We start from the raw sequence: 25516 nt of genomic DNA on the forward strand, positions 1-25516 counted from the left end.
ACAGCCCCTTGCGCGAAGCCCTGCATTTTATGAGGTTATCCAATAACGATCCAGGAAAGAGTTCCGCTGGATTGTGGAATCTGCGAGAGCAAGCTGCTTGGATCCATCTTGATGGTTTGCTGATCTCTGAGATGACGAACGATTTCAATAACAGCCCCGTCTACATACTGCTCTTTAATATAAGCATAGCTGTAAGGCAGGTTCGACGTAGCTACTAACGTATATCCCGCAAACTCATAAGCTTCTGAGAATATGATACTGATCTCTATGCTCTCCTCATCATTCAAGAAATCAAATGGACTCATGCCAAATTGTAGAGAAGGAGCACATTCTGAAATGGTTCTAACTGGTGTAAAGCCAAGGTGCCTCTCAAATATGGAGCCTGGACGGATATGATCGCCGCTAACACTCTCATTTGCCAGCTTCCCACTCGTTACAGCGCCATCCGCGATGTGAGCGGTCTGTATCGAATTCTCCATCAAGTGAATGGAATCTACCACACCATGGGCGAGCTTCTCTGATGTGATGCATCCATCTTGCAAAGTGTCCGTCGTGACCGCTTCTCGCTCCAAGTGCTGCGAAGTCACTGAGCCAGGTTGCAGATGCTTCCCGAAGATAGAGTCCGAACAGATATGATCGCAGCTAACACTCTCATTTGCCAGCTTCCCACTCGTTACAGCGCCATCCACGATGTGAGCGGTCTGTACCGAATTCTCCATCAAGTGAATGGAATCTACCACACCATGGGCGAGCTTCTCTGATGTGATGCATCCATCTTGCAAAGTGTCCGTCGTGACCGCTTCTCGCTCCAAGTGCTGTGAGGTCACTGAGCCAGGTTGCAGATGCTTCCCGAAGATAGAGTCCGAACAGATATGATCGCCGCTAACACTCTCATTTGCCAGCTTCCCACTCGTTACAGCGCCATCCACGATGTGAGCGGTCTGTATCGAATTCTCCATCAAGTGAATGGAATCTACCACACCATGGGCGAGCTTCTCTGATGTGATGCATCCATCTTGCAAAGTGTCCGTCGTGACCGCTTCTCGCTCCAAGTGCTGTGAGGTCACTGAGCCAAGCTGAAGATGCTTCCCGACGATAGAGTCCGAACAGATATGATCGCCGCTAACACTCTCGCTTGCCAGCTTCTCACTCGTTACAGCGCCATCCGCGATGTGAGCAGCCTGAATGGAGCTCTCCGTCAAGTGATTCGAAGCCACCGAACCGTATGCTAACTTCTCTGATGTTACGCTTCCGTCCTGTAGGACTTCCGACGTAACCGCTTCTCGCTGCAAGTGCTGCGATGCTACCGAGCCGGGCTGAAGATGCTCCGTGATGATAGAGCCTGATTGAATTTGCTTGCCGCTTATGATATCCTCCGCCAGCTTCTCGAGTGTAACAGCGCCATCTGCGATGTGATCGGTCTGAACGGAGTTCGCTGCCAGATGTGTCGAATCCACTGAACCGAACGCTAGCTTCTCTGATGTAACACTTCCGTCCTGTATGGCTTCCGACGTAACCGCTTCTCGCTGCAAGTGCTGCGATGCTACCGCGCCTGACTGCATGTGTTGCGAAGCTACCGAGAATGGCTGCAGATGCTTCGCGAAGATAGAGCCTGATCGAACATGCTCACCGCTTATGATCTCCTCCGCCAGCTTCGCTTGGGTAACTGCGCCATCCGCGATGTGATCGGTCTGAACGGAGTTCGCTGCCAGGTGGGTCGAATCCACCGAACCGTATGCCAGCTTCTCTGATGTTATGCATCCGTCCTGCAGGGCATCAGTCGTGATCGCTTCTGGCTGCAAGTGCTGCGATGCTACCGAGAATGGCTGCAGATGCTCGCTGGATATCGCTTGAATGGCAATCTTATCGGAGGTGACAGCTTGCGATTGGATCGCGCGCTCTTCAACCGCTTCATCCTGCAGATGCACATCCCCTACAGCTCCAAGCGCAAGACGCATTCCATCAACCGAGCCTGGCGCGATGGCTTCCCGTTCTACCGCCGATTCACGGAAATGGTAAGGTCGGATCGCTCGATCCGCAAGATGATGGGAATGTACCGATAACGGGGCTAGATGGTCTCCTTGAACCGCTTCTGGCGCCAGCTTAGAGGAAATAATACTGAAATCTACGATTGCATCCGTGTATACGGCATCTGCGGCAATGTGCGTTTCATGTACGCATTGCTCACGAAGATGATGAGGCAGCACCGCTCCCTCCGCCAGATGGCGAGAATCGACGATACCCGATTCAAGATGCCGCGCTTCAATGATGCCTGAGTGTATATGACCTGAGTGTATCGCATTCGCGGCAATATGATTGCCGTTTATCGCGTTCGCTGTGATGTGCTTGCTATTAACAGCTCCAGCACGGAGCACATGCTCATCAACAGCATCAGCAGCTAATTGCTCGCGGCTGACAGCGCCATCTACCAGCGCTTCACGCTGAATCGATCGCGGCGCCATCTGCTCAGCCGTCACCTGACCTAGTGCGAGATGACGTGTCTCCACTGCACCGTCAGCTATAGCGTAAGCGTCTACGGAGCCTATCTGCAGATGGTATGAGCCTACTGAAGCATCAGCGAGATGAGTATCTGTTATCGTACCATCCTTTAATTTATCTCCAGCAATGCTCTTATCATGCAAGTAGTCGCCAGTTAACAGATCCGGTGCGAGATGAGACACATTGATACTGTTCTTCTTCAAATGGTATCCCTGCAGAGTCTCCGTTTTTATATGCTTGCCGACAATCGTTTCCGGTCCGATATGATGCGCTTCAATCGCACCTGGTGCGATCTTGTCTGCCAATACAGACTCTTCCTGCAGCATATAGGCCGCGATCACGTCAGGCTGGATATGATCTGAACGAATAATTCCTTCTGCCAGATGCTGCTCTTCAACTGAGCCTGGCGCGAGATGCCATGCATGAACCGACTCAGAAGCCAGCTTGTCGGATGTTACGGCTTCTCCGCGCAGCGCAGCGCTGTCAACCGCTTGAAATCCTAGATGTTCTGTCGTAATCGAGCCTTCAGTCAGATGATGACTCTCGATCGAATGCGTCTTAATATGAACACCTGCGACAATATCGGCAGCCAAGTGTTCGGACTTTACACTGTCTCTCTCCAGCTTCGAAGCCGTTACACTGCGATTAGCCAGCTTGCTCGAAGTAACCGCCATGTCGCTGATCTTGTCGGTTGAGACACTCTCCGGCGACAGCTTCAGTGATGTGACCACGTGATCTCCTAGATGGTGTGAGAGGACTGCTCCTGATGCTAGATGACGGTCGCGAATAGACATCGGCATCAGCTTATCACTGCCGACCGACTCCAGCTTCAACATGGATGGAGCAATCGAATTGTCACGAATATGCTCTTCGGTAATTGAACCTGGCCCAATATGATGTTCATGAACAGCGCCATGCATGATCGCCTTCGAGGTGATCGAGCCCTGCTTCAGATGACGCGGCAGAACACTCTCATCGGCAAGCTTCGTTGAAATGATGCTCGAATCAGCAAGTTTGCTGCCAGTCACAGCGGCATCGGCTATTATGCCAGTCGTGACACTAGAGGCAGCGAGCTTGCTTGTGGTCACGACTTGATCCTGCAAGCTGTCTGTCTGCACTGCGCCAGGCTCCAAGTGTACGTGCTGAACAGCACCAGATGCAAGATGTTTAGAAGTCACTGCATCTGATCGAAGATGGCGCTCCTCGATCGAATCGGATTCCAGATGCTCGCCGCCGATCGTCTCGGATTGAATGTGCAGAGCGTTAACCGCAAGCGGAGCTATCTGGCTTGGACCGATAGCTTGCTTCGCGATATGGCGAGTTTGAACCGCTTCTTCGCTAATCTTGTGCGGAACGACTGCCTGATCTGCAATCTTGGAAGAGGTTACAGCATGATCCACAAGCTTAACTGTTGTAACAGATTGATCCGCCAATTTACTTGAAGTAATACTGTAATCAATAAAGTGTCTGCCGTGAATTTCACCTTCAGCGATATGTTCTTGATGAATAACTTCACGTTGAATATGGCGTTTTTCAATTACATTGTCGGACAGATGTTCACTGTTGATTGATCTAGACTGCATCATCACGCCGGATAAGGAGCCTGCTGCAATGTGTTCACTGCGAATCTGATAGGGGACAAGGTGACGTCCTTCTATGGAATGGTCTGCGATCACATTGCCTGTCAGGCTGCCGTCTGCGATATGTGTCCCATCTATGGAACCAGGAAGTATTTTATCTCCCGTTACAGCATGCTCTCTAAGCTTCGAACTGGTAACCGATTCGTCTCCAAGCTTCGAAGTATCAACACTATCGTTAGCGAGATTCTCCGTTTCAATCGCGCCGCTGCGAATTTTTTCTGACGTTATCGCTTGATCCTGCAGCAGATCATTCGATATTATCAGCTTCCTCAGATGTTTGGTATCAATCGAGCCCTCCGCTATCTTGGATGCGTCGATCGTTTTATCAGCCAGCTTCGCAGACGTAATGCTGCCATCCTTAATTTTCTCACCAGTAATCGAGCGGTCGCGAATCTTGCTGCCTGAGATCGCATTGCGTATCAGATGCTCACCTGCAATCGATTCCGAAGCGATCTTGTTTCCTGTCACCGATCCGTCCGCCAACTTAATGTTCGTCACCGAATAGTCATGCAGCGTGTCTGTGTCGATACTCTCACGCTTCAATTTTGAGCCGTCTATCGCATGAGGAGCAATCTTTTCGAGCGTGACAGCTTCATCAGCTATATCATCGGTATAGATAAACGCCTTCGTCCGGCGACCGCCGCGTTTCTCTGTCAGCCGATCCTCAATCATCTTCACTTCGATTGGATTCTCTTCAATTGGATTCTCTTCGATGGGATGGATTGGATGAACGGGAGCAGGCTCTTCCCTAACAGCGATTATCTCCAACGCTGGCTGCGTCACCATTTCTTTCTCGCGGCTGTCCACAACGATTGGAAGCGGCAGCTCCACTTCAGAAGTATCTGATGACCAACTCTTCGAGATGACTTCTTCCACCTGTGTCTTAGGTGCCAGCTCCGTTACCGCATTAAGCTTAGCAAGAGGTGGAATGGTGTCGCTCTGCTTCTTGATATTCTTCATCCGATCCAGCATGTTTAGCTCTGAAGTATTGGGATTATCTACGAAGTATTTGGGCTTTCTGGATTTCCCAGGTTTTGAAGCCGAGCGGCTGTCATTATTCTTTTTCATGCGCTCTCTCCTTTCTAACGGGCTGCAGTCTATGCCTATGCCATCATATGCATTGGGCAATCATCCCGTCACAAATGGATCGAGTGGAGCATCTATTCTGTCGTCAATCAAGTTCATGCGAGCATACACTTCATCCGCCCAACGATCCGCCGTCCGCTGCCACGTAAACGAGGACTCCACATGCACCACCCCCGCTCGCCCCATTCGCTCGCGCAGTGCTGCATCTTCAAGCAGATGATTAATCGCTTCCGCGAGCCGATTCGTCAGATGCTGAGGTGCAATTAGCAGTCCAGTCACTTGATCCGTTACAACCTCCTGAATCCCGCCAACACGGGTGGCGACTACAGGAATACCTGTTGCCATCGCTTCTACGTTAACTAGACCGAAAGCTTCTCTCTCAACAGACGGCACAACTGCAAGCTCTGCCATCGCATACCACGATGGTATCTCTTCATGAGATACGTAAGGTATGAAGCGTACATGCTGTGGATAGCGACGTCCGAGCCGTTCCAGTCGTCGCACATATCGAGTCTTTCGATTCCTGCCATAGGATACACCGCCGACAATAACGAATAGCGCGTCCTCGTGACGATGAACGACGGATGGCACTGCTTGCAGAAGATGATGAACTCCCTTGAGTGGAATCAGCCTGCCCACAAATAGAATAATTCTGCGCTGCTCCCAACCATGCAGCTGCTTTCCTGAAAAAGATCGCTCTGCGCCTGCCTCACACCAACGGCTAATAAATCTGCTGCCGTCAACACCCAGTGGATTGATGACGATGTGGCTGCTGCTCTCCGGCACTGCTCGGACAACCTGTTCATACAAGAAACGGCTGTTCACAAATATGCGGTCTGCCGTTCGCAGAGCCATACGGAGCATGCGATTCGAAATATGCCTCGACTGCATAAACGTAGTTGAATGCAGATTCAGCCATATTCTGGCCGACGGCAGCGCACGCCGTACAGCAAGCACGAAACGCGGACGGTTCTCAATCTGAATAATATCCGGTTGATCCTCAACCAACAGTCGAATGATACTTTGAATATACTTTCGATTGTTGGAAGCGCGAACCCGTTCACAGCTCACTCCTCGCACGGTGTCCGTCTTCGCCTGACCCGGCCATTGCTTGCCATATATTCGGGCAGCCACGCGATTGGAAGCGAGACTCACCACATATTCGACGACTCTTTCTACTGAGCTGCTGGCGCCGGAAGGGATAGGAAAAGTGCCAGGTGTAACAACCGCTACCCGAGGAAGCCGCATTTGCATCACCTCACTCATTCAACGTGAAATATAGACATTCGTCGGTCTGCACTCGTCCATACCTCAGCTAGTTACCTCTCATAAGATGCACTACATACGCCTTAGCTTGCTAGGAGCGTACATATCGCATAGGCTGACTGGAGGAGAGATCATGATCAATAATCGCATCGGTATCTTGTTCAACTCCAACTTACTGCTGGGACTCGTTCAAGGTAGAACCAAGCATGAATCGATTCTGAACTATGAGGAAGCGGCAAACCTTCACGATGTGCAGCCCGTTTATTTTCGATTGGAGGATATTAACCCGATAACGATGCAAGTGCAGGCCTACGTTCGATGCGGCAGTCGATACGAGCGCAGGAGCATGCCGCTGCCGCGTGTCATTCATAACCGTGCTATCTATATGCGCCCTGGCGCGCATGCGAAGCTGCGCCTGCTTACGAGTCGCGATATATGCATCTACAACCAAGTGAACCGCTACGGCAAACTGACGATTCACAAGCTTCTGCTCCAAGACCCGAGCATCGTTCCGCATCTGCCCGAGACGATGCTCGCAACACGGGACGCCATAGCTGAGATGATGCTGAGGCATCAGTCGCTTATCCTGAAGCCAGACAACAGCAGCATTGGCCGCGGTGTCATGAAGACAGAGCGGACGGATGGCGGATGGCGAGCAGAATATGCGATCCGCACCAAGTCGGGCAAGCGGGTATGGAAATCTGCCCCGTGTGGATCTGACGGGCTGTCGCGAGTGGTTATGAAGCGGATTGCCAAGGAGAATTACTTGGTACAAGAAACGCTGCCGCTAACGCGGTACAATGGCCGACCATTTGATCTGCGCGTGTCTGTACAGCGTGAGCAGAGTGGGAGATGGCAGATTACAGGCATTGTCGGCAAGGTAGCTCCCGCTCATACGTTTGTAACGAACGTCGCTCAGGGAGGACGAGTGCTGCCATTTGAACAGCTCGCTGCGGCTTCATTACCCGACATCCCCTTCTCCGTACTTCATGAACGCGTCTCCCAGTTGTCCCTGTGTATAGCAGAACGGCTCTCCTGTGAACTTCCCCATATGGCCGATCTCGGACTCGATATCGGCATCTCTCCGAATGGAACGCCTCTCTTTATCGAATGCAATGGCAGGGATCAACGTTACAGCTTCCTTGAAGCGCAGCAAACCGCGGTATGGAAAGCCACATATGAGAATCCGATCGCATATGGAGCTGGACTGATTCATCGATCATTAACCGTGTAAATTGCTTCTCCATGGATCATCTTATTGAAATATAAGGCGTTCTGTGCCATTATAGCCAAAGGAACTGGATATCGGTTTCTTAATACGCACAGGGCGCCTGCAATGGCGGCCTTACAATAGGTGGTTAACCATGAAGTCCATAATGCGACTGCTAACAGAACTTTCTTCCCGAAAATGGGTATCCCGCTGTGCTGGGATGGTTGCGACTTCCAGCGCCAGCCGCAGGCTTATCCCTAAGTTCGCGAAGTCCTACGGTATTCGAGTAGAAGATGCGGAGCGGGCTATTCACGAATATGAATCTTTGAATGATTTCTTTACGCGCCGCTTAAAGCCAGGACTCCGTCCGATTAGTGAGGGCGAAGATCTTCTCGTCAGTCCAGTTGATGCGCTGATTACTGGAATGGGACCAATCGAGGACGGTTTGATTCTCAATGTGAAGGGGCAGGATTACACATTAGATGAATTGCTGCACCATTCACCTCATATGCAGAAGTACAAGCATGGCCATTACTTCGTTCTGTATCTAAGTCCGTCAGATTATCACCGCATTCACTCTCCTGTTGCAGGCAAGACAGTAGAGAGCGAACATGTAGTCGGCAAGGTTTATCCCGTTAACGATTTCGGACTGCGTCATATGCCTCGCGTGCTAAGCCGCAATGAACGACTTATTACATACATCCAGCATATGTATGGCGAAGCAGCTGTCGTGAAGGTAGGTGCACTTAATGTAAGCAGCATACGCTATGTTGACGATAAGGTGAAGGCATCGTACGAACGAGGAGAAGAACTCGCCTTTTTCGAGTTTGGTTCTACGGTTGTGCTGTTGACAGATACGGGGACCTTCACACCTCGTCCAGAGCTTAAGCTTGGTGACAAGGTAAAGATGGGCGAAACACTTGGTACGATTCACGCAAAACCATGCAAGTAAATAAAAGACGTACAACATCGGAGCCGATACTGTACGTCTTTTTTATCGTTCGAGCCTATTGACCAACTGTTGAAGCTGCTGTTAAGGTGCAAGCTTTTTGCCGTATTAGAGCCTCAATTCAAGCCTCTGCCTATAAAGTTAGCCGATACCGGCTTCAGCCCCAGCTCGCGCGCCCAGACCGACATCTGACCTATATGATGTATCTCGTGGGCTATAATATGACGCATAACTTCCCCACAAGTATAGGATTTATCGTCCTCGCGCAACCAAGGAGGCACGATCCTATGCTGTTCCCGATCACTTTGCCAGTCCTCGACGAACTGAGCCACCACAGGGCGGCAAGCATGGTGAAATGCGATCACTTTATCCAAGGAAGCATAATCTTCGAATTCGGGATCTTCGACAACCCCACCTGCCATCGCTTGAATCCAGCTCACTTCGACATCGATAATATGGAACAGCGTCCGCAGAATGCCGCCCGCTCCTCCAATATGTACCTTTAAAAGCTCATCTTCAGGAAGCTGGCTGCACCAGTTCAACCATTCTTCCCGAACCTGCCAATTATAAGCGAACAAGGATTTCATCGCATTCAACCCTTCCCTTATGATTGAATCAGCTTCACCAATTCACCTAAGCGATTGATCACAGCTTTAGGTTTGATTTCTTCGTCGAAGGCCTTATTTTTGCTATTGTAATAACAGAAGTCCACGCCTGCATGAAGTGCGCCCGCATAATCATCTGTTAATGAATCACCTACATATAGTACTTCATGAGGCTCCAATTCAAGCTCGCGCAGTGAAAGCTCGAAGATCGCAGGATCCGGCTTGCGAACTCCGACCTCTTCCGAGATAACGAGCGAATCAAACAGGTGAAAGACACCGCCCTTCGTCAGCCTGCCGCGTGTAGCTTCGCCATGTCCGTTAGAGATCAACCCCAGCTTTACGCCGCCATGAAGCTCATTTAGCACCTGCTCCGCTTCATTTTCAAATATGCTGCTCTGGCAGAAATTCTCCCAGTAAGTGCTGCCGATCTGCTCAAAGTTGTCGGTATGCTCCGGCGATAGCGCATCTTTGAACGTATATGTCATAATTTCCTTTAGATCATTGAAACCCTTGCCTTTAAGATAATCCATCCAATGTCGGACGAAATGTTCGATATATCGCTGTTGAAACGCATTCCACTCTGTCTCATGATCGATATGTATTTGATGAGTCAGCCTCATCTTGTTCATAGCGCTGCCCACACATTCCTCGAATTTCATCAGCGTATTATCCAGATCAAATATAACGGCTTTATACATAGCTTCTCCTCCATTTTCCAGCACTGAACATCATCAAGCTCGAATGCTTCTTCACGTTACCTAAGTAAATAATGTGCTGCGCACAGATGACCTATATTATAAGCTATCTTCTATTAAATGGAAACCTCCTATAGGATGTCCATTCTCACTGCATAATACGAATATATCGTATATAATAATAAACTCACAGATTGAAGTATGAAAGGATGTTATCCCTATGTCCCAGCATTCCGCTGCAAACTTACAACCTAAGAAATGCAAAGAATCTCTTGTGTTTCGGACTGGGCGCGTATTTCCTAATGATATGAACAATCACTCTACGCTATTTGGCGGAAAATTAATGAGTTTAATCGATGAAGTATCCTCCATATCAGCTATGAGGCACTGTCGCAACAGCGTAGTAACGGCATCCACTGACTCCGTTGACTTTCTCCGACCGATCCGTGAAATGGATTCTGTCTGCTTGGAATCGTATGTGACGCATACCGGCACGACGAGCATGGAAGTATTCGTGAAGGTCATCTCCGAGGATCTGCTCACGGGTGAGCGGCACGTAGCCGCAACCTCGTTCATCACCTTCGTCTCGATGGACAAGGACGGGCGTCCAAGTCCGGTTCCGCCGATTATGCCGGAAACGGACGAGGAGAAGCTGCTGAACGAATCAGCTCCTGAGCGTTCCGCTCTGCGCAAGCAGCGTCGCGCAGCCAGCAAAGCGCTTGCTGCCAAGCTTGCGCTGCACAAGTATTGGGAGTAGCCGTGCGATAGCGGCTTTTTTATAAAGTTAAAGGGGCTGGCCCATAAGTAATGGGGTCCGCCCCTTTATTTTGGGCCCGCCGCGGCGGGCTGGGCGGCTGAGATGCAATTTTTCTGCATCTCAGCCCTTGCGCGGGCCGATTTTGGAGCTGAGACGTCGTTTTTCGACGTCTTAGCTATATTTTCGGCTCACCGCGGCGCCCTCGGCGGCTGAGATGCCAAAAGAAAGAACCTTCAAACCATCACATTAGTGTGGTGGTTTGAAGGTTCTTTCTCACTGAATATATCGCTCGAAGTAGAGACTGCTTGTTCAATCCATTTCTAAAAAAGCTGTATGTTAAGCGCGAATCGCTTCAAAGGTGTAAGTCTGACGATCGTTCGATGGAGCTTTGCCGTATTCGTAATCTGCAGATACCACAATATCACGGAACCCAAAGCGTTCCAGCACGAGCTTGAATTCCTCCAGGCCGTACCAACGCAGCGGGAAGCGCTGCAGTTCGGACTGAATCAACTGACCGGAGCGCCACTTCTCGTATTTAAGATGACGAATGACATATTGATGAAGATGGCTAACTTCAACAATTCGATTCTCCATCGTAATAATATCGCCTGTCGGCAGCTCGTAGGTTGAGAGTCGAGGCGCTTTGGACTCAAATTCATCCTGTAAGAATAAATCGATTATAAGTCTGCCCCCTGGCTTCAAATGGTGATGGAATCGCTCTAACGCAGCTAATGATTCCTCACGCTTCTCCAGCAGCAGAAATGACCCTGCAGGAATAATGATGGCATCATATCGATTGGGCAGCTTAAACTTCTGAAGTTCCCCCTCATGCAGGTTTACCTTCAACCCACGCTCATCACATCGACTCTTGCATGACTCCAACATGGTTGGAGAGGAGTCTAGTCCCTCCATTTGAAGCCCTGCTTCCATCAGCGGGATAAGCACTCTGCCAGATCCCACTCCCGCTTCCAGTATTAAACCCTCGCAGCCAATAAGTCTTTCTTTATAATATTCGATTTCTCTACCGAATGAATGCCCTACAGGCTTCGTGAAGTTATACACTTCCGTGCACAGTTCGCCATAACTGCTGTACATAAGAGGTCCCCGCTTTACTTTAAAATCTAGTTGAGAATGTTAATCTATATGTATATCGGTAATTGAATCGGATTCATTTATAAAAATAATTTGAGAATAAGAGCATAACACAGGAACCATAATACGACAATTGTTGACTTTAACAGAAATGTTGACACCCTGTACAAATTATGGTGAATCGGCGTTATCTTTTGATGGGAGCATAGATGTCATAGTCAAAGGATTGTATCTTGTCAGCAGGTATATCAAACGGATTGATCGGATGCAGACGATTCGCCTCAAAGCCTATAGAGCCCTCCGAAGTGTCTCTCGTATAGCCTTGCCTGCCGAACCAGGAGTTTAAAGCCACATATGCACGCTCCGAATGAATGCGATCACCCTTCACCGTTATCTTGGCATAGTCTCGCGCTGGAATAGTGATCGTTTCTACCCCTGCAGGAAGTGCATCTGTACTATTTACTTCGACACCTACCCAGAGCATATTTACTCCAGTAACCCACTGCCACTCCGGGACAAATACGAAGCCGTAATCCATGCTTGTTCGATTAGGATGATCCTGCAACAGCGTCTGAATATACCTCCAGCCTCGACGGACATCGAAGCCGTTTTGCTCTGTTTGTATAACAGCAGCTGTCATTTCCGGTCTCGTAACGAGTGAAATGTTCATATTCGTGCACCTCCGTTTAATGGTAACGCGTTAGGTATGACGAATTGTGACTGAACATATGAGGTCAATAATATGAGACACATGAAGTAAGAAGATGGCAGGCGCCATCCTCTTATCATTATACATGACCTATGCACTTCGAGGTAACCCTTTGTAAATCTCTGGTTTGGGCGCAGCCCAAATAAGCATCAAATCAGCATCAAATAATGCTCTGGTCAAAAAAGTTCAATGAGTCTTACACACTGCTGCACTTGGCTTGACCATCCGTCATAAAAAAATGTACCCCCTAGAATTTCATCGGATAAACCAGGGGTTTATTCCAATATCCATTCTAAGGGGTTCACTTCAACTAACGTTACTGCGTCAGAATAGTCACCTGTTCTTATTTAACCAGCTTCATAAGCACGGTAACCGCTTCGGCTCTCGTTAAGGGGTCGTTCGGAGCAAACTTGTTATTGCCTTTGCCCTGGATCAGACCTGCTTCATACGCTGCTATAGCGTAGTCTTTGCCCCATGCCGGAATCTGATCAGCATCAGCAAACGGCAGCGTATTTGTGCTGCCCTTCAAATCAAGTGCGCGTGCAACCATCGCCACGAATTCAATCCGGGTCATTTTACCATCAGGACGGAAGGTGTTATCCTCGTACCCTTTCACGATACCGGACTTCACCGCACTTGCGACGTAGGATTTCGCCCATGCCGGGATGCTGGATGCATCCTTGAACGAAAGATCTATATCCTCTTGCGGCAGCTTCAAAGCGCGGCCAATCATCACGATCAGCTCGCTGCGTTTCACTTCGTTATTGGGACGGAACGTTCCATCTTCATAACCTTTGACAATCTCGTGCTCTACCGCGCTCATGATGGACGTAAACGCCCAATGATTGGTGATGTCACTAAATTTCGGATGGTTGCCCGAATTACCGTTGTTGCCGCTATTACCATTGTTGTTACCGTTGTTATTATTGTTATTATTCCCGTTATTTCCGTTGTTTCCGTTGTTTCCATTGTTGCCGTTATTGCCGCTGTCACTGCCTTCAGGCAGATCGCTCAACGTGATCGTGACCGATTTGGTGCCAAGCGGTACGCTAACGATACCTTTGGCGTTGTCCACAACACCTGCGGAAGTCTTCTTAATGTTGTTCACCATGCTAGGCAGTTGGATGCTGAACACCGCATTGCTTGTATCCGCCTTGGCCTGTTCCAGACTTGTATTGAAGGTGAACACAAGGTTGTTTGCCTGTCTGACCACGCTGTACCCTACTCTTCCGCCTTGGAGTGCAGGATAGTTCTGAACTTTGGCTACCACATTGTTGTTCTTGTCTGCGTCCTTAACCCATTCCTTAGGAATCCCGCGGCCAACGATAATGTCGTACTTCGTATTCTGATCATAAATTCGTTCAGCGATCAGAGAGTCCACAAGCACCTTGGAGTTTACGGCCTGCCCCCACATATGCTGTGCCGAACCGCCGCCGCCTGGCGTACTGCGAACGCCGTAGTTGTCATTCAATGTCGACCAAGGGCTGGCAGCAGCAGGATCATACACGCCTTCCCACCAGCTGAACGGTCCGCTCATGGAGTTTTTAATCATGAACTCGTAAGCTTTGATTCCCATGTCTCTGTACGCTTCGCCACGAAGCGCCGCGCTGCCGTAACCGGCATTGTAAGAACTGGAATAAAAGCCATGAGGGTATCCGCCGAAGTTGTAAGGAGAATCGGTTACCCCTGCAGTGGTGCGTCTTTCAATACCGTAAGCATATGTGTCATCTAACATCGTCAGGTTAATATTATCTTCCGGTTGGTTTGCACCATACAGGTACCCATCCCACAGCCATCTTCCGAACAGGAACATGGAAGCCCAGTTCGCATCTTGGGGATCCTTCATCCGGTTCTCATCATTGCTTTGTACAACAGATGCCGGAATGTAATTCAGACCTTTGTTGGTAATCGTCTGTTGCAATTTAGCCGTAAAATCGGTGAGCAGCTTATCATATTGATCTTTAGCCCATACTGCTTCATCCAGATATTTCTGCTCGCCCTTCGATTTGTAAAGCTCGCGGGCAATATACTCGTAGGATGCCAAGCCGGTCAAGGCAGAGTAGTTGTCGATCGTCCAGTATCCCGTCGTATCGATCGCTTTCGTCTGTTTCATTATACCGCCGTCTCCGACACGATCGCTCTGAATGCTTTTCGCGCCGAATTTGACTCTCTTATCAAAAATCGTTCCTACAGAGCCGTCATCCGCCGTCATCATCTCATCAAAAATAGAAGTGTCGCCCGTTTTGCTGAGGTATACAGCATAAGCCCAAGGCAACTTCCAGTTGGCATCCCAGAACAGATTCGGATCCACTTGTCCGGTCTCAATATTAATTCCGCCGGTAAGAGGAATCGATTTCAAATAATCTTTCGCATGCTTAAAATCACCGTTTTGAATCAATTGAACAACAATTCCCAATGTATCGTGGGAATACAGTCGTGCGTAACCGTTCTCGCCTACGTGCAGATACTCAGCATCCTTAATGATCATCTCATAGATATAGCCGGCTTTAAACGCATTGACCAGCTCTTTATTCGGCAGGTCCAGATCTACGACCGTCGCCAAGCGGTTGTTCCAGTACGTTTTCATTTCTTCATAGTTGCTGTCAAACGTACCTAATTTAGAGATTTGATCTCTCGTTAGGGATGTGAATTTCGTTTTGTCCGCATCAAAGTACTCATACTTATCGCCTTCGATTGCGTATTCTTTAACTACGGTCTTACCAGATTTAATCGTAAATACTTCGTCAGCGGACTGGTTGATCAGAACTAGATTCGAAGATACTACTGGCAAAAGACGTGTCTCACTCGATTTGTTTGTAACCGTAACTCGCGAATAGTTAATGACGTAATCGTTGCCTTCTACCGACTTTTTGTTGCCGAAGGTCTCGATCTTGTAGTCCATATCGTTATTGGTAAACTCATGGACAAACACCGGTAAGTACCCTTCCGCATTGTACCATTTGATGTTCGCATCGCTTGTTGCGCCAAACGTAACCATTTGCTTCGGCGCAATCGGTCCATGCTGCATCGGACGGGTGCCGCCGATCTGGTAGGAGCCGTCAAGGAATGACAGTGATGAGTTCTTGTCACCCTCGAAGCCAAAGCCCGCCGTCATTTTCGGATTGACTTCGTATTGATATTTCAATTCAAGCTGTAATGCGTCCAGGGCGTTAAACACTTTCGAATACGCCTTGACCCGGTCTTGCACGGTTCCGTTCTTAACGGCTGTCGCTTCAGTAATCGCTTGCTCTAAAGCCTGCGCGGATTCTGACGTGTAGCCTTTCAAAACAGCTTGACTGATCGCATCGATCTGTACTGCCACGATATCCAAGTTTTTAGCAAGGACGAGAGCATTAAATGCCGCGTCGATTCGGTCTGCAGCCGATTGAAGCATTTCCGCTGTCACATCGACATCGGCCATGATTTCGTTGGCTGTATTCAAAGCCGATTCAAGTACAGACCAGCTTTGCAGTGTATAAAGCTGACGATTGTATTGTTTCATTGTATCGATCTTGTTTTGCAAGGAGGTAGAATCAACATTGCTCTCCTTCACGATTCTAAGCATTCCCGTGCCAATATTGAATTCAGGAAGAAACTTGCCCTTATCCGATTTTCCAAAGAATTCTTTCTTGGTTTCTACGGTAGAAGGCATCGTCGTCCAATAATAGTATCCACCGGATTGAAGATTTTCCTGAGTCAGTACGATCGCGTAACGTTTTCCTTTTTCCAAGTTATAGCTCATTTCAGCCGTAGTAAGTCCGCCATCCACGATGCTGTCACTGCTCACTTTAGCTTGGTTCAGAAGCATCACTGGCACGTCGGTTTCTACAGTATAGAGCTGAACAATCATGTCGCTTACAGGTTCTTTATATCTTTTGGCATTCACTTGCACATACTTCATTGTGATATTATCTGGTGCCGTAAACGTTTGATATCTTTCCTTCTGGTTGCCGGTTGAACTTGAAGAGCCAAACGTGTACCCTTTAAGCTCATTGCCTGTAAAATCGATGACAATGTTAGAATTCTTTTTCACCAGCGTATTTTGTGCAACGATTAACGCTTGAAGCGCGTCATCCACTTGTTGCTGGGTAGCGTCAACTTGCTCCAGCACGCTCTTGGCCGCTTCACGGGATGTAACAAGGCTCTGCCACGTCTCATCTGTATAAATTCCTTGCGTCATGTTAAAGACTTGATTGTATTCATTTTGCAGCGGCACTTTATTGGCGATAGCCGCGCTGCTCAATGCGACCCCGGACAATGACATGTTGCCGTTCTTCGAACGAACCTTGCTTAGCCGACCTTCCACTTTCAGGTTCACATTAGCAGGCACTTTCACCTGGTACAGGTAGACTTTCGAAACGCCATCGGCATAAACACTTTCGGTTACTGTCGGAGCGCTGTCGTCATTCATATACACCTTAAGATCTACATCCGCTTGCCACATGCCGATCCCTAGCACGAGCGTAGAATCACTAGGCTGCGGTGCGACTTGAATGTTCCAGCCGACATTGTCATACGGTCCAGCGTTCCGGCTTGCCTTCGGATAAAATAGGCCGAAACCGCTGTCATTCAATCCATTTGTAACATCCTGAATCGGGTTTGCAACAACGCCATTGGTCCAGGTATACGACATGAAGTCCGTGTCGCTGCCCTTATTTTCCTTACCCTCGGTCGATGTTTCGCCGTAGACGCTGAAGGTAACCGAGCTGGGACCGGATTTCCGGATTTCCTGAATTTGACCCGCAGCATTACCCTTAAGATGCAACCAATCGAGATTCCCCACTTTGGTCAAATGCATTGGATATTCGCCAGTAACCTGACCTCCACTTACATCAAGGTCGGTTGCTGCCTGAACGGAAGGCATCGGACCAAGGGTAGCAGTCAGCAAACATACGAGCAAAATCTTTGTTACCACGTTCTTAAATGACGTTCCCATCTTTCCTATAACCCCCTCACAATGATATAGCCTCTTGGCATCTACAGAGAAGAAGAACCACCTATAGATCGCCTTATGGAAATCACAAGTGGTTCTTCTACTCCTCTGCATGGACTAGTGATGTCGATTATTTAGTTCTGTCCGTACTTCGCTTGCAGTTCATCGAGCAATTCTTTAACAGGCTTCTTGCCGCCTTTGAAGATGATCTCTTCTACACCTTTTAACAGGTCTGCGTGGAATGCTTTGGTCTCTTTTGGATAAGCAAACGGTTTGCCCGCTTTTTCCATGTTATCAAAAACAGGCTTCAAATCAGGATATTTCTCCAAATATTTCGGCAGCAAAGAGGATACAGACGGCGAGTACCCTACTGTTTCAATCGCGTCTAATTGTGCCTCGTCACGCAATGCGTAATTGATCACTTTCATTGCTGCTTCTTTATTCTTACTTCCTGCTAGAATCGATAGACCGTGAGAGTATGCGCTTTGTGCGTTTACCGTACCTTTAGGCATCGGTAATGCTACCAATTTCAGGTTTGGATTCGCTTCTTTCAAGTAGCCTACATACCAAGGACCCGCAGTGGACATGGCTCCTTTCTCTTTCGAGAATACTTCGCCGTCCCAAGGCGCGCCGATCTCGATCGGTGCAATAGCTACTTGCTCTTTCAAGAACATATCTACGAAGAACTGAACCCCTTTGATGTTCTCTTCAGAGTTAATCGTCTTTCCGAAGTTCCAGCCGCCACCGAACGCATGAACATATTGTGTAATGTGGAACGGATCAATGCTTCCTACAATCCCCTTCACACCATCTTTGGTCATCGCTTTTGCTAGAGCCAGCACTTCATCCATCGTCTCCGGATATTTGGTGATGCCGGATTTATCGAACATATCTTTGTTAATCGCAAGCATGGACGTAGAAGAGTCATATGGAATACCGTACAATTTACCGTTATCGGTCCAGCCTTGGTATAAAGAAGACGTAATCCGGTTCTTATCAAAACCGACTTTACCAATCAAATCATCCAACGGCTCAAGGACACCATTCGCAATATACTCATAGTTTCCTTCATCGGACATCGCGATAATGTCAGGACCTACACCGGCTGCAATCGCTGCTGGAACCGCTTTCCAGAACTCATCGCTTGTCGGGTACTGTTGAAGCTTTACCTTAACCTCCGGATATTTCTCTTCGATGCCTTTCACCATAAACTCGAAGTTTTTCTGTTCAGCGGCATTGGCCCAATAAGCCATTGTTACTTCAACGGGATCAGCAGGTTTCTCAGCTTGTTCCGTTGAAGGTGTTTCTTTCGTTCCTCCATTTGTTGCATTGTCTGTCGTTTTAGAGCCGCAAGCTGCTAACATACCTACGAGCATAATGCAGCACAGGAGAAGCGTCATCGCTTTCTTCATCTGTTCTGTCCCCTTTTTTGATCCTATTCGTCAATATGTTCGACGTACTTTTATCATAATGAGATAACAATGTACGCAAAACAGAAGATCTTTACATGAGACCGAAGATTTTTACATCATTTCATATCGACTCATCAGAGCCGGGTTTTTGCGAACTTCATTCGGGGGATACCCAACCAACTTTTTGAATGCGATGTAGAAGTTGTCCGTGCTCTTAAAGCCAACTTTCTCTGCAATCTCATAGGTTTTGAGTGTGCTGTTCATCAACATATCCAATGATTTATTGACTCGGTATTGATTAATGTACTGAACTAGCATCATCCCCGTCTGTTCTTTAAATAAGCGGCTCAAATAAGAATTGTTCAATCCTACGTAATGCGACAATTCCTCCAACGTCAGATCCCGATCATAATGGCCATGGATATAGTCCAGGACGAGTCTGATTTTAGGGTTCATTTTCTGGGAGGCGGCACTCATATTCTTCTTCTGTTGGATGAGCTGAACCTCCTGAGCCAAGAGCTCGTAAAATTGCTGTTGGGTTTCTGCTTCTACAAATTCATCTAACGTAGGGAATCCAGGCAGCGGAAGGCCGTCTTCTCCCTCATAGAATTTGCTGAACGCAAAGTGAAGATAGGTTGCGATTCGCAGCACCTCCTGTCTTGACATTTGCCGGCTCTGACGTAGGTCTTCAAACAGCCTCTCCATCGAGGTGTGCAGCCGATCCCATTGTTCATTTTCAGCCTCTTGTCTGACCCGCTGGATTCTTTCTGAGATATGCTTCTTCATCACATCATCTTCAGATTTCATTTCATCTGCTTGCTTCTGAAAAAAGCTAACGCCCGCCTCAGCATTATAGAAATGGCGCTCCAGAACCTTCTCCGCCTCTTTGACCGCGATCGGCATGTCCCACAGACTTGCATGTAGAGCACTCACCCCGAAGCTAACGCTAATATTCAAAAACTTTCGCAGCGCATGCTGCACAGCCTTAATCAGATTCCATTGTTCACTATAAATCTCTTGCTCGCTCCGCAGGCTCGAATAAGACTTTAAGATGGCAAACCTGTTCACATGATGCTGGAAAAATTCCACCTCATCGTATCTGCGAAGCACTTCCGTTAAAATATTTTGAATTGAAAAATACAATAAATACTCCATATTTTGTTTGTACCGCTGCTTCACCTTGGAGAACTGATCAATGTGCATGACAAAGCAGACCAGATTGGGCGGCTTTAGGTGAATATCGTATTCATTAAGTTTAGCTTCAATTTCCCATTGATGCCGGATGGAACCTTCAGCCCACCCTTTGAAAAACAGCGCTTTCAAATTAGGCTTCACGTATTCTACATTCTGCCGCAAATGCTCCATCTCATCGGTATGCTTTCGTTCCCGCATAATCATCTCGCGCGCACGCTGGAGGGTCTCGAATATCCCAGTCTCATTTAAGCTGGGCTTATGAATATAATCGACGGCGCCTAAGCGCATCGCTTCCCGCACATATTCAAATTCCTTGAAACTGCTAAGCATAATGACTTTCGGCGGATGATCCCATTCCTGCAATGCTCTCAATACCTGAAGACCATCCATAATCGGCATTTTTATATCTAATAACATGATATCCGGTTTTAACTCCGCTATTTTGGCCAGGGCATCCTGGCCGTGATTCGCTTCCCCGATGACTTGGAACCCATAGGATTCCCAATCCAGCGATGTCTTCAAGCTCATTCTCATGAAAGATTCGTCATCAACAATAAGGATTCTCATTAACAATTAACCTCCTTAGGAGAAGTATCTTCCGTGTTGATCAACACTGGAATATCAATGTGAATGATGGTACCTTCCCCTGATGAAGCATGAATTTGTACACCATATTGAGAGCCGAAGTGAAGCCTGATACGCTCAGCGACATTTCGTACACCGATCGAATTCATCCCCTGCTGGCCTTTGACTGCATGCATAAGACGGTCGATGTAGGCTTGGTCCATGCCAATGCCGTTATCCTGGATCGTGAATCGAACTCCCTGATCATAGCGCTTGACGATCACACGCAGCTGATACGTTTGACTCTCATCCGTAAAACCATGGAATATGGCATTCTCAACAAACGGCTGCACAATAAATTTTAGTGTCTGATACGGCAGCACCTCTTCGTCTACATCATACGTTACATCAAAAGTGTTATAATACCGGAGCTCAAGCAGCGCGATATAATTTTGGATGAATGTCATTTCTTCTTCAATCGACACGAATTCCTTCGTATTACGAGCGGAGAAGGATAATAAATGAATTAAGGAATCCAACGTCTCTGTAATGTTATCCGCCATCTGCGCCTGAGACATCCACCTCACAACGGATAATGTATTATAGAGAAAATGAGGATTAATCTGCGCCTGCAGGGCATTCATTTCCGCGCTTCTCTTCTGCTGTTCCTCATCCTTGATTTTTTCAATCAGCTGTTGAATTTCCCTTGTCATCGTGTTGAAGGAATTGCCCAAGCCGCCGATTTCATCCTGGCTTTTCACATCGATCGTAACGTTAAAATCGCCTTTCTCCACTCTGCGCATCATTCGGCTAAGCTGCATAATAGGATTCGTAATGCCCCGAGATACGAAAAATGCCATACCAAAAGCTGCAAACACGATAATCGCCATGATGATCACGATAGCATTCCGTACGAGGTACACCTCATGAAACATCTCTTGTTTATGTATGATGGAATAGAATGTCCATCCGCTGATAGCAGAAGTGTTGTGGACAATGTAGTATTCTTTTTGATCCAAACCTACCTTATCTTGAAATTTCCGACCTATATCTTGGCTATCGGTGCTGAATAGAATCGTATGATTCTCATCGACTATAATCTGCTCTGCTTCAGGACCGAAATTTAATCCTTTATACAATTTCTGCAGGGCTGTATCTCGGAAATTTACAATGAAGGTACCCAGCTTCTGACCTGTGCTTGGATCGACAATTACCTGACCGACAGACATAACAGAACTGTTGCTGCTGACTTGCTTCTCGGGATGCAGTCCAACAACGACGGGTTGACCCCGCTTGCTCTCGATCTGCTGGAACCAAGGCTCCTCAAATGGCGTGTAGTCATAGTTATAAATAACTTGATACCCTTTGCGATAAGCCGCTTCATTGTTATTCGCATAAATGATCAAGGAATCAATATCACTATTAAATAGAAAAGTCTTTCGGAAAAATTCATCATTGATGTATCTGTAGTCACGAGACTTTTCATACATCGGATATTCGAAATCCTCATAATTTTTGGACAAAATGTGCAGCAATTCCTCGTCATAGAACGGACTTTCCGAGACTCGAAGCATACTTTTCAAAAATGTATCTGTACTTGTCATCATCTGCTGATTGAGTTCCTTGAAGGACTTCACAATTCTCTCTTCTAGAAAAGTACTCGAATAAGAATAGGAGATCGAACCAATCAATACAAGCGGAATAACAATAAGCAGCAGGTACGTAATATATAGCTTCTGATTAATGCTCCGATCCTTGAATTTAACCATTCTCATAGATACCTCGCCATCTGCTAACTACACTCATAAAAAAGATTGAATCAGGAAACTAATTCCTGACCCAATCATATCATGCCTCTTATCTATAAATAGACTTTTTTTGTTAGCTTTCGACAGTGTTCGATAATATTGGCATAGTTCATGTCATCCCCATGTGATATCACCATATCAGCTGCTTGCATGGAGACTGGATCTCCCACGCCAACGGCGAACATCCCTGCGCGTCGGATCGCTTCGATTCCAGCCTCGGCATCCTCCACTCCGATACAGCTGTCCGGCGCAACTCCAAGCAGCGCGGCTGCGGTCAGAAAGATATCGGGATCGGGCTTGCCTTTCTTTAATGTACCCGGGTCCACGATGACATCAAAATAGCTTGCCACCTGCAGCAGATCCACAATCATCGGAGCGTTGTGACTTGCCGAAGCTAGTCCAATCCGGATGTCAGCGTTCCGTAAATCTTGCAGTAGCTGTGCGATTCCAGGAAGCAGATCCGCTGGCGTGATTTGTTGGATGAGCTGCTTGTAGTTCTCGTTCTTGCGATCTGCCAGCATCATTTTCTCGGATGGCGTATATGTCCGATCATCCTTCGAGTTCGCAAGAATCAGCTCCAGGGATTCCATACGGCTTACACCCTTCAGACGCTCATTGTACGAACGGTCAAATGGAATGCCGAGTTCCGCTGCAAGCTGTCCCCAAGCTTGATAATGATATTCTGCAGAATCCACAATAACGCCGTCGAGGTCAAAAATAAACGCCTTAATTGATTTGTCCAACAGAATTCTCCTTTCCAGCCAGCGGAATTGTCAGCCCATCCGTATTTGAAAGAGTGTACTGCTGTCCTTGAACTGTTAAACTGAGTGACGGCCGCACATTCGTAACCTTTACAATGTCAATGGTGTCGTGCGTCATATGAACCTTCAAGAGATCCCCCTGCCAATAGATCGGGAAGGATAACGAATCCCATGATATCGGTAGCTGCGGTTGGATTCGGAGCTGACCGTTAACAGCACGCACGCCGCCAAATCCGAATACGACACATTTCCAGATGCCGCCAATGGAAGCTGTGTGGATTCCCTGATCCGAAGACTTCATATTCTGTCCAAGATCAATTCTTGCTGCCTGCTCGAACAGTTGATAGGCAAGATCCATCTCTTCTAAATCCGAAGCGAGAATGCTGTGAGTCGACATACTAAGCGAAGAATCATGGAGCATCTTCGGCTCGTAGTAGTTCCAGTTCGCCTGCTTCACTTCACTACTGAAGCAATGCTCGAGCAAATAGAAGAGCACCATTATATCAGCCTGCTTCGATACTTGGATTTGGTTCACTTGTTCCATGTTATAGTCTTCTAGGATCAAGCCCACTTCCTTTTGATTGCGGTATTTCGTTAAATCAATGATTTGCTTCGTCAGGTACGTATCATCCTGCGGGATGACTAGATCCGCTTCCCGTGGTTGCGGAAGATAAATAAGCTCTGCCTTCTGAATCCATTCTTTATACGCTGCTTGAAGATGCAGACGTTCATTTAAGCGTTCCCACACAACCGATGATTCCTGCTGCAAATGTTCATAACAAGCAATCGCTGTCCGCATATTCCAATGAGCCATATAGTTCGTAAAGGCGTTATTGTCTACATGCTCCTTATACTCATCGGGTCCAATGACTCCTCGAATCTCATAACGTTGATTGGATTCGTCCCAAGTCAAGCGGCTGGCCCAGAAGGTAGCTGTCTCCATGATGATCTCGTAGCCCATGGTGTCCATGAATTCTTGATCACCCGTAGTCAGATAATACTGCCAGACGCCGTATGACACGTCGCTCGTAATATGCTGCTCGATGAGCCCTGTCCAGATCTTGGTTGGCGTCCCCGTGACCACATCCACAGGACCCCATTCAGGGGTGACCTCATCACCCGTAAGGGCTGACTCCCATGGATACATGGCGCCTTGGTATCCGTTCGCTGCCGCCTTGCGACGGGCTCCGTCCAACGTATGGTATCGATATTCGACCAGCTTGCGGGCTGTAGCAGGCTCTGTAAACAAGAAGTAGGGCTGAATGAATATCTCGGTATCCCAGAAGGAGTGTCCTTTATACCCTTCGCCTGTCAAGCCTTTCGCTCCAATGCCAAACCGGTTGTCATGAGCCGGAGCCATCAGGACGAGATGATACTGCGCAAATCGAAGCGCCAGTTGATCGAAATCGTTCTTGCTCTGGATCTGGATATCCGACGCTTCCCATTTCTTCAACCACGCCTTGCTGCTCTCCTCCAGCAGCTGCTCGTAGCCTTTCAACGTCTCTTGACACAATTCCCGAAGCGACTCCGCACATACTGCGGCTACATCCTGATCTACATGCTCCAGATCCAGGGAGGTGTGCATATTCGCGATCTTCTCGATAACCAAGGTCTGTCCCGATTCTAGCGAGAAGCTATGCTCTACAGTAGCCTTCCTCCGCTCAATGGAAAGACGCGGCTCTGTATTCACTTCCGTACCGTCAACGAGGAACCGATGCTGGCAATGAGTCACCACATGAATATGCGATTCCGTTGTTGTGGCTGTATACTGAATAACTTTCTTATCGTGGATGCGTTTATCTCCCTCAATGAAATGCTGCGCGCCGGAATTCGTCACTTGTCCGTTGATCCCGGACTTTATCGTAATCTCTGACGCCATATGCGGTGTCAATTCTACCTTCATACCGAGCAGATGCTTGTTATGCAAAGATACGAATCTACGGAATACCATCTCAACGATGTTTCCCTTGCCATTATGCCAGCGCACACGACGAGTTAATTCTCCAATGCGGAGATTTAATACCCGCGAATACTGCTCGATACTCCCTTTCTCCAAATGAAATTGTTCCCCGTCAATATAAATACCCAGCTCCGTAACATCTGCGATATTCGGGAGTTCGGTCACTTCCGTATCATTAAATTTATTGAATGTGCCTGCAATAAAGCAATTGCGCGTTTCCTTCGGATACGATTCCTCCGTACAGGCTCGAATGCCCATATAGCCGTTGCCCAGACACATAATCGTCTCATACTTGGCCAAATGCCTTACATCAAATTCCGTCTCCTCAATGACCCAATTCTTCAACTCCGCTTCGCCCATATCATATCTCAACATG

At 47.8% G+C, this 25516-nt stretch carries 15 protein-coding genes; 3 read left to right on the plus strand and 12 right to left on the minus strand.

The window, feature by feature from the left end; all coding sequences use genetic code 11:
- Positions 1–35: 35 nt before the first annotated feature.
- Together ACXX53_RS12045 and ACXX53_RS12050 are read right to left on the minus strand one after the other, a co-directional pair.
- Positions 36–5207: a WIAG-tail domain gene (locus ACXX53_RS12045; RefSeq protein ID WP_458568898.1), complete on the minus strand. Its 5172-nt coding sequence runs from the start codon at positions 5205–5207 to the stop codon at positions 36–38.
- A gap of 60 nt (positions 5208–5267) precedes the next feature.
- A complete protein-coding gene (locus ACXX53_RS12050) occupies positions 5268–6491 on the minus strand; it encodes a glycosyltransferase family 4 protein (RefSeq protein ID WP_458568899.1) in 1224 nt (407 codons plus the stop codon).
- 133 nt (positions 6492–6624) lie between these two features.
- On the opposite strand from ACXX53_RS12050, the gene ACXX53_RS12055 reads away from it, so the two are divergent.
- Positions 6625–7725: a YheC/YheD family endospore coat-associated protein gene (locus ACXX53_RS12055; RefSeq protein ID WP_458568900.1), complete on the plus strand. Its 1101-nt coding sequence runs from the start codon at positions 6625–6627 to the stop codon at positions 7723–7725.
- Positions 7726–7855: 130 nt separating this feature from the next.
- Positions 7856–8653, plus strand: a complete 798-nt coding sequence (gene asd / locus ACXX53_RS12060; protein WP_458568901.1) for an archaetidylserine decarboxylase — start codon at positions 7856–7858, stop codon at positions 8651–8653.
- A gap of 113 nt (positions 8654–8766) precedes the next feature.
- Here the strand turns inward: asd and ACXX53_RS12065 are convergent, their stop codons facing one another.
- A complete protein-coding gene (locus ACXX53_RS12065; RefSeq protein ID WP_458569054.1) occupies positions 8767–9237 on the minus strand; it encodes a DinB family protein in 471 nt (156 codons plus the stop codon).
- 17 nt (positions 9238–9254) lie between these two features.
- Positions 9255–9953, minus strand: coding sequence for an HAD family hydrolase (locus ACXX53_RS12070; RefSeq protein ID WP_458568902.1), 699 nt, complete (start codon positions 9951–9953; stop codon positions 9255–9257).
- 217 nt (positions 9954–10170) lie between these two features.
- Between ACXX53_RS12070 and ACXX53_RS12075 the strand changes: the two genes are divergently transcribed.
- Positions 10171–10707 carry an acyl-CoA thioesterase gene (locus ACXX53_RS12075; protein ID WP_458568903.1) on the plus strand — a complete coding sequence of 179 codons (537 nt, stop codon included), beginning with the start codon at positions 10171–10173 and terminating at the stop codon, positions 10705–10707.
- A 336-nt stretch (positions 10708–11043) separates the two neighbouring features.
- On the opposite strand, the gene ACXX53_RS12080 is transcribed toward ACXX53_RS12075, so the two are convergent.
- From ACXX53_RS12080 to ACXX53_RS12115, 8 genes are all read right to left on the minus strand, one after another.
- Positions 11044–11802, minus strand: a complete 759-nt coding sequence (locus ACXX53_RS12080) for a class I SAM-dependent methyltransferase (protein WP_458568904.1) — start codon at positions 11800–11802, stop codon at positions 11044–11046.
- 184 nt (positions 11803–11986) lie between these two features.
- On the minus strand, positions 11987–12469 hold the full coding sequence (locus ACXX53_RS12085; RefSeq protein WP_458568905.1) for a GyrI-like domain-containing protein: 483 nt from the start codon (positions 12467–12469) through the stop codon (positions 11987–11989).
- A 382-nt stretch (positions 12470–12851) separates the two neighbouring features.
- A complete protein-coding gene (locus ACXX53_RS12090) occupies positions 12852–17444 on the minus strand; it encodes an S-layer homology domain-containing protein (RefSeq protein WP_458568906.1) in 4593 nt (1530 codons plus the stop codon).
- Positions 17445–17575: 131 nt separating this feature from the next.
- The gene (locus ACXX53_RS12095; RefSeq protein ID WP_458568907.1) at positions 17576–18853 is read right to left on the minus strand and encodes an ABC transporter substrate-binding protein; all 1278 of its coding nucleotides are present in this window, start codon (positions 18851–18853) and stop codon (positions 17576–17578) included.
- Between the two features lie 111 nt (positions 18854–18964).
- Positions 18965–20614: a response regulator gene (locus tag ACXX53_RS12100; protein WP_458568908.1), complete on the minus strand. Its 1650-nt coding sequence runs from the start codon at positions 20612–20614 to the stop codon at positions 18965–18967.
- Positions 20614–22386 carry a cache domain-containing sensor histidine kinase gene (locus ACXX53_RS12105; protein WP_458568909.1) on the minus strand — a complete coding sequence of 591 codons (1773 nt, stop codon included), beginning with the start codon at positions 22384–22386 and terminating at the stop codon, positions 20614–20616. The genes ACXX53_RS12100 and ACXX53_RS12105 overlap by 1 nt, the downstream gene beginning before the upstream one ends.
- Before the next feature lie 86 nt (positions 22387–22472).
- Positions 22473–23150, minus strand: coding sequence for a beta-phosphoglucomutase (gene pgmB / locus ACXX53_RS12110; protein WP_458569055.1), 678 nt, complete (start codon positions 23148–23150; stop codon positions 22473–22475).
- On the minus strand, positions 23146–25515 hold the full coding sequence (locus tag ACXX53_RS12115; protein ID WP_458568910.1) for a glycoside hydrolase family 65 protein: 2370 nt from the start codon (positions 25513–25515) through the stop codon (positions 23146–23148). The genes pgmB and ACXX53_RS12115 overlap by 5 nt, the downstream gene beginning before the upstream one ends.
- Position 25516 lies beyond the last annotated feature (1 nt).

This window comes from Paenibacillus marinisediminis, assembly GCF_054343325.1.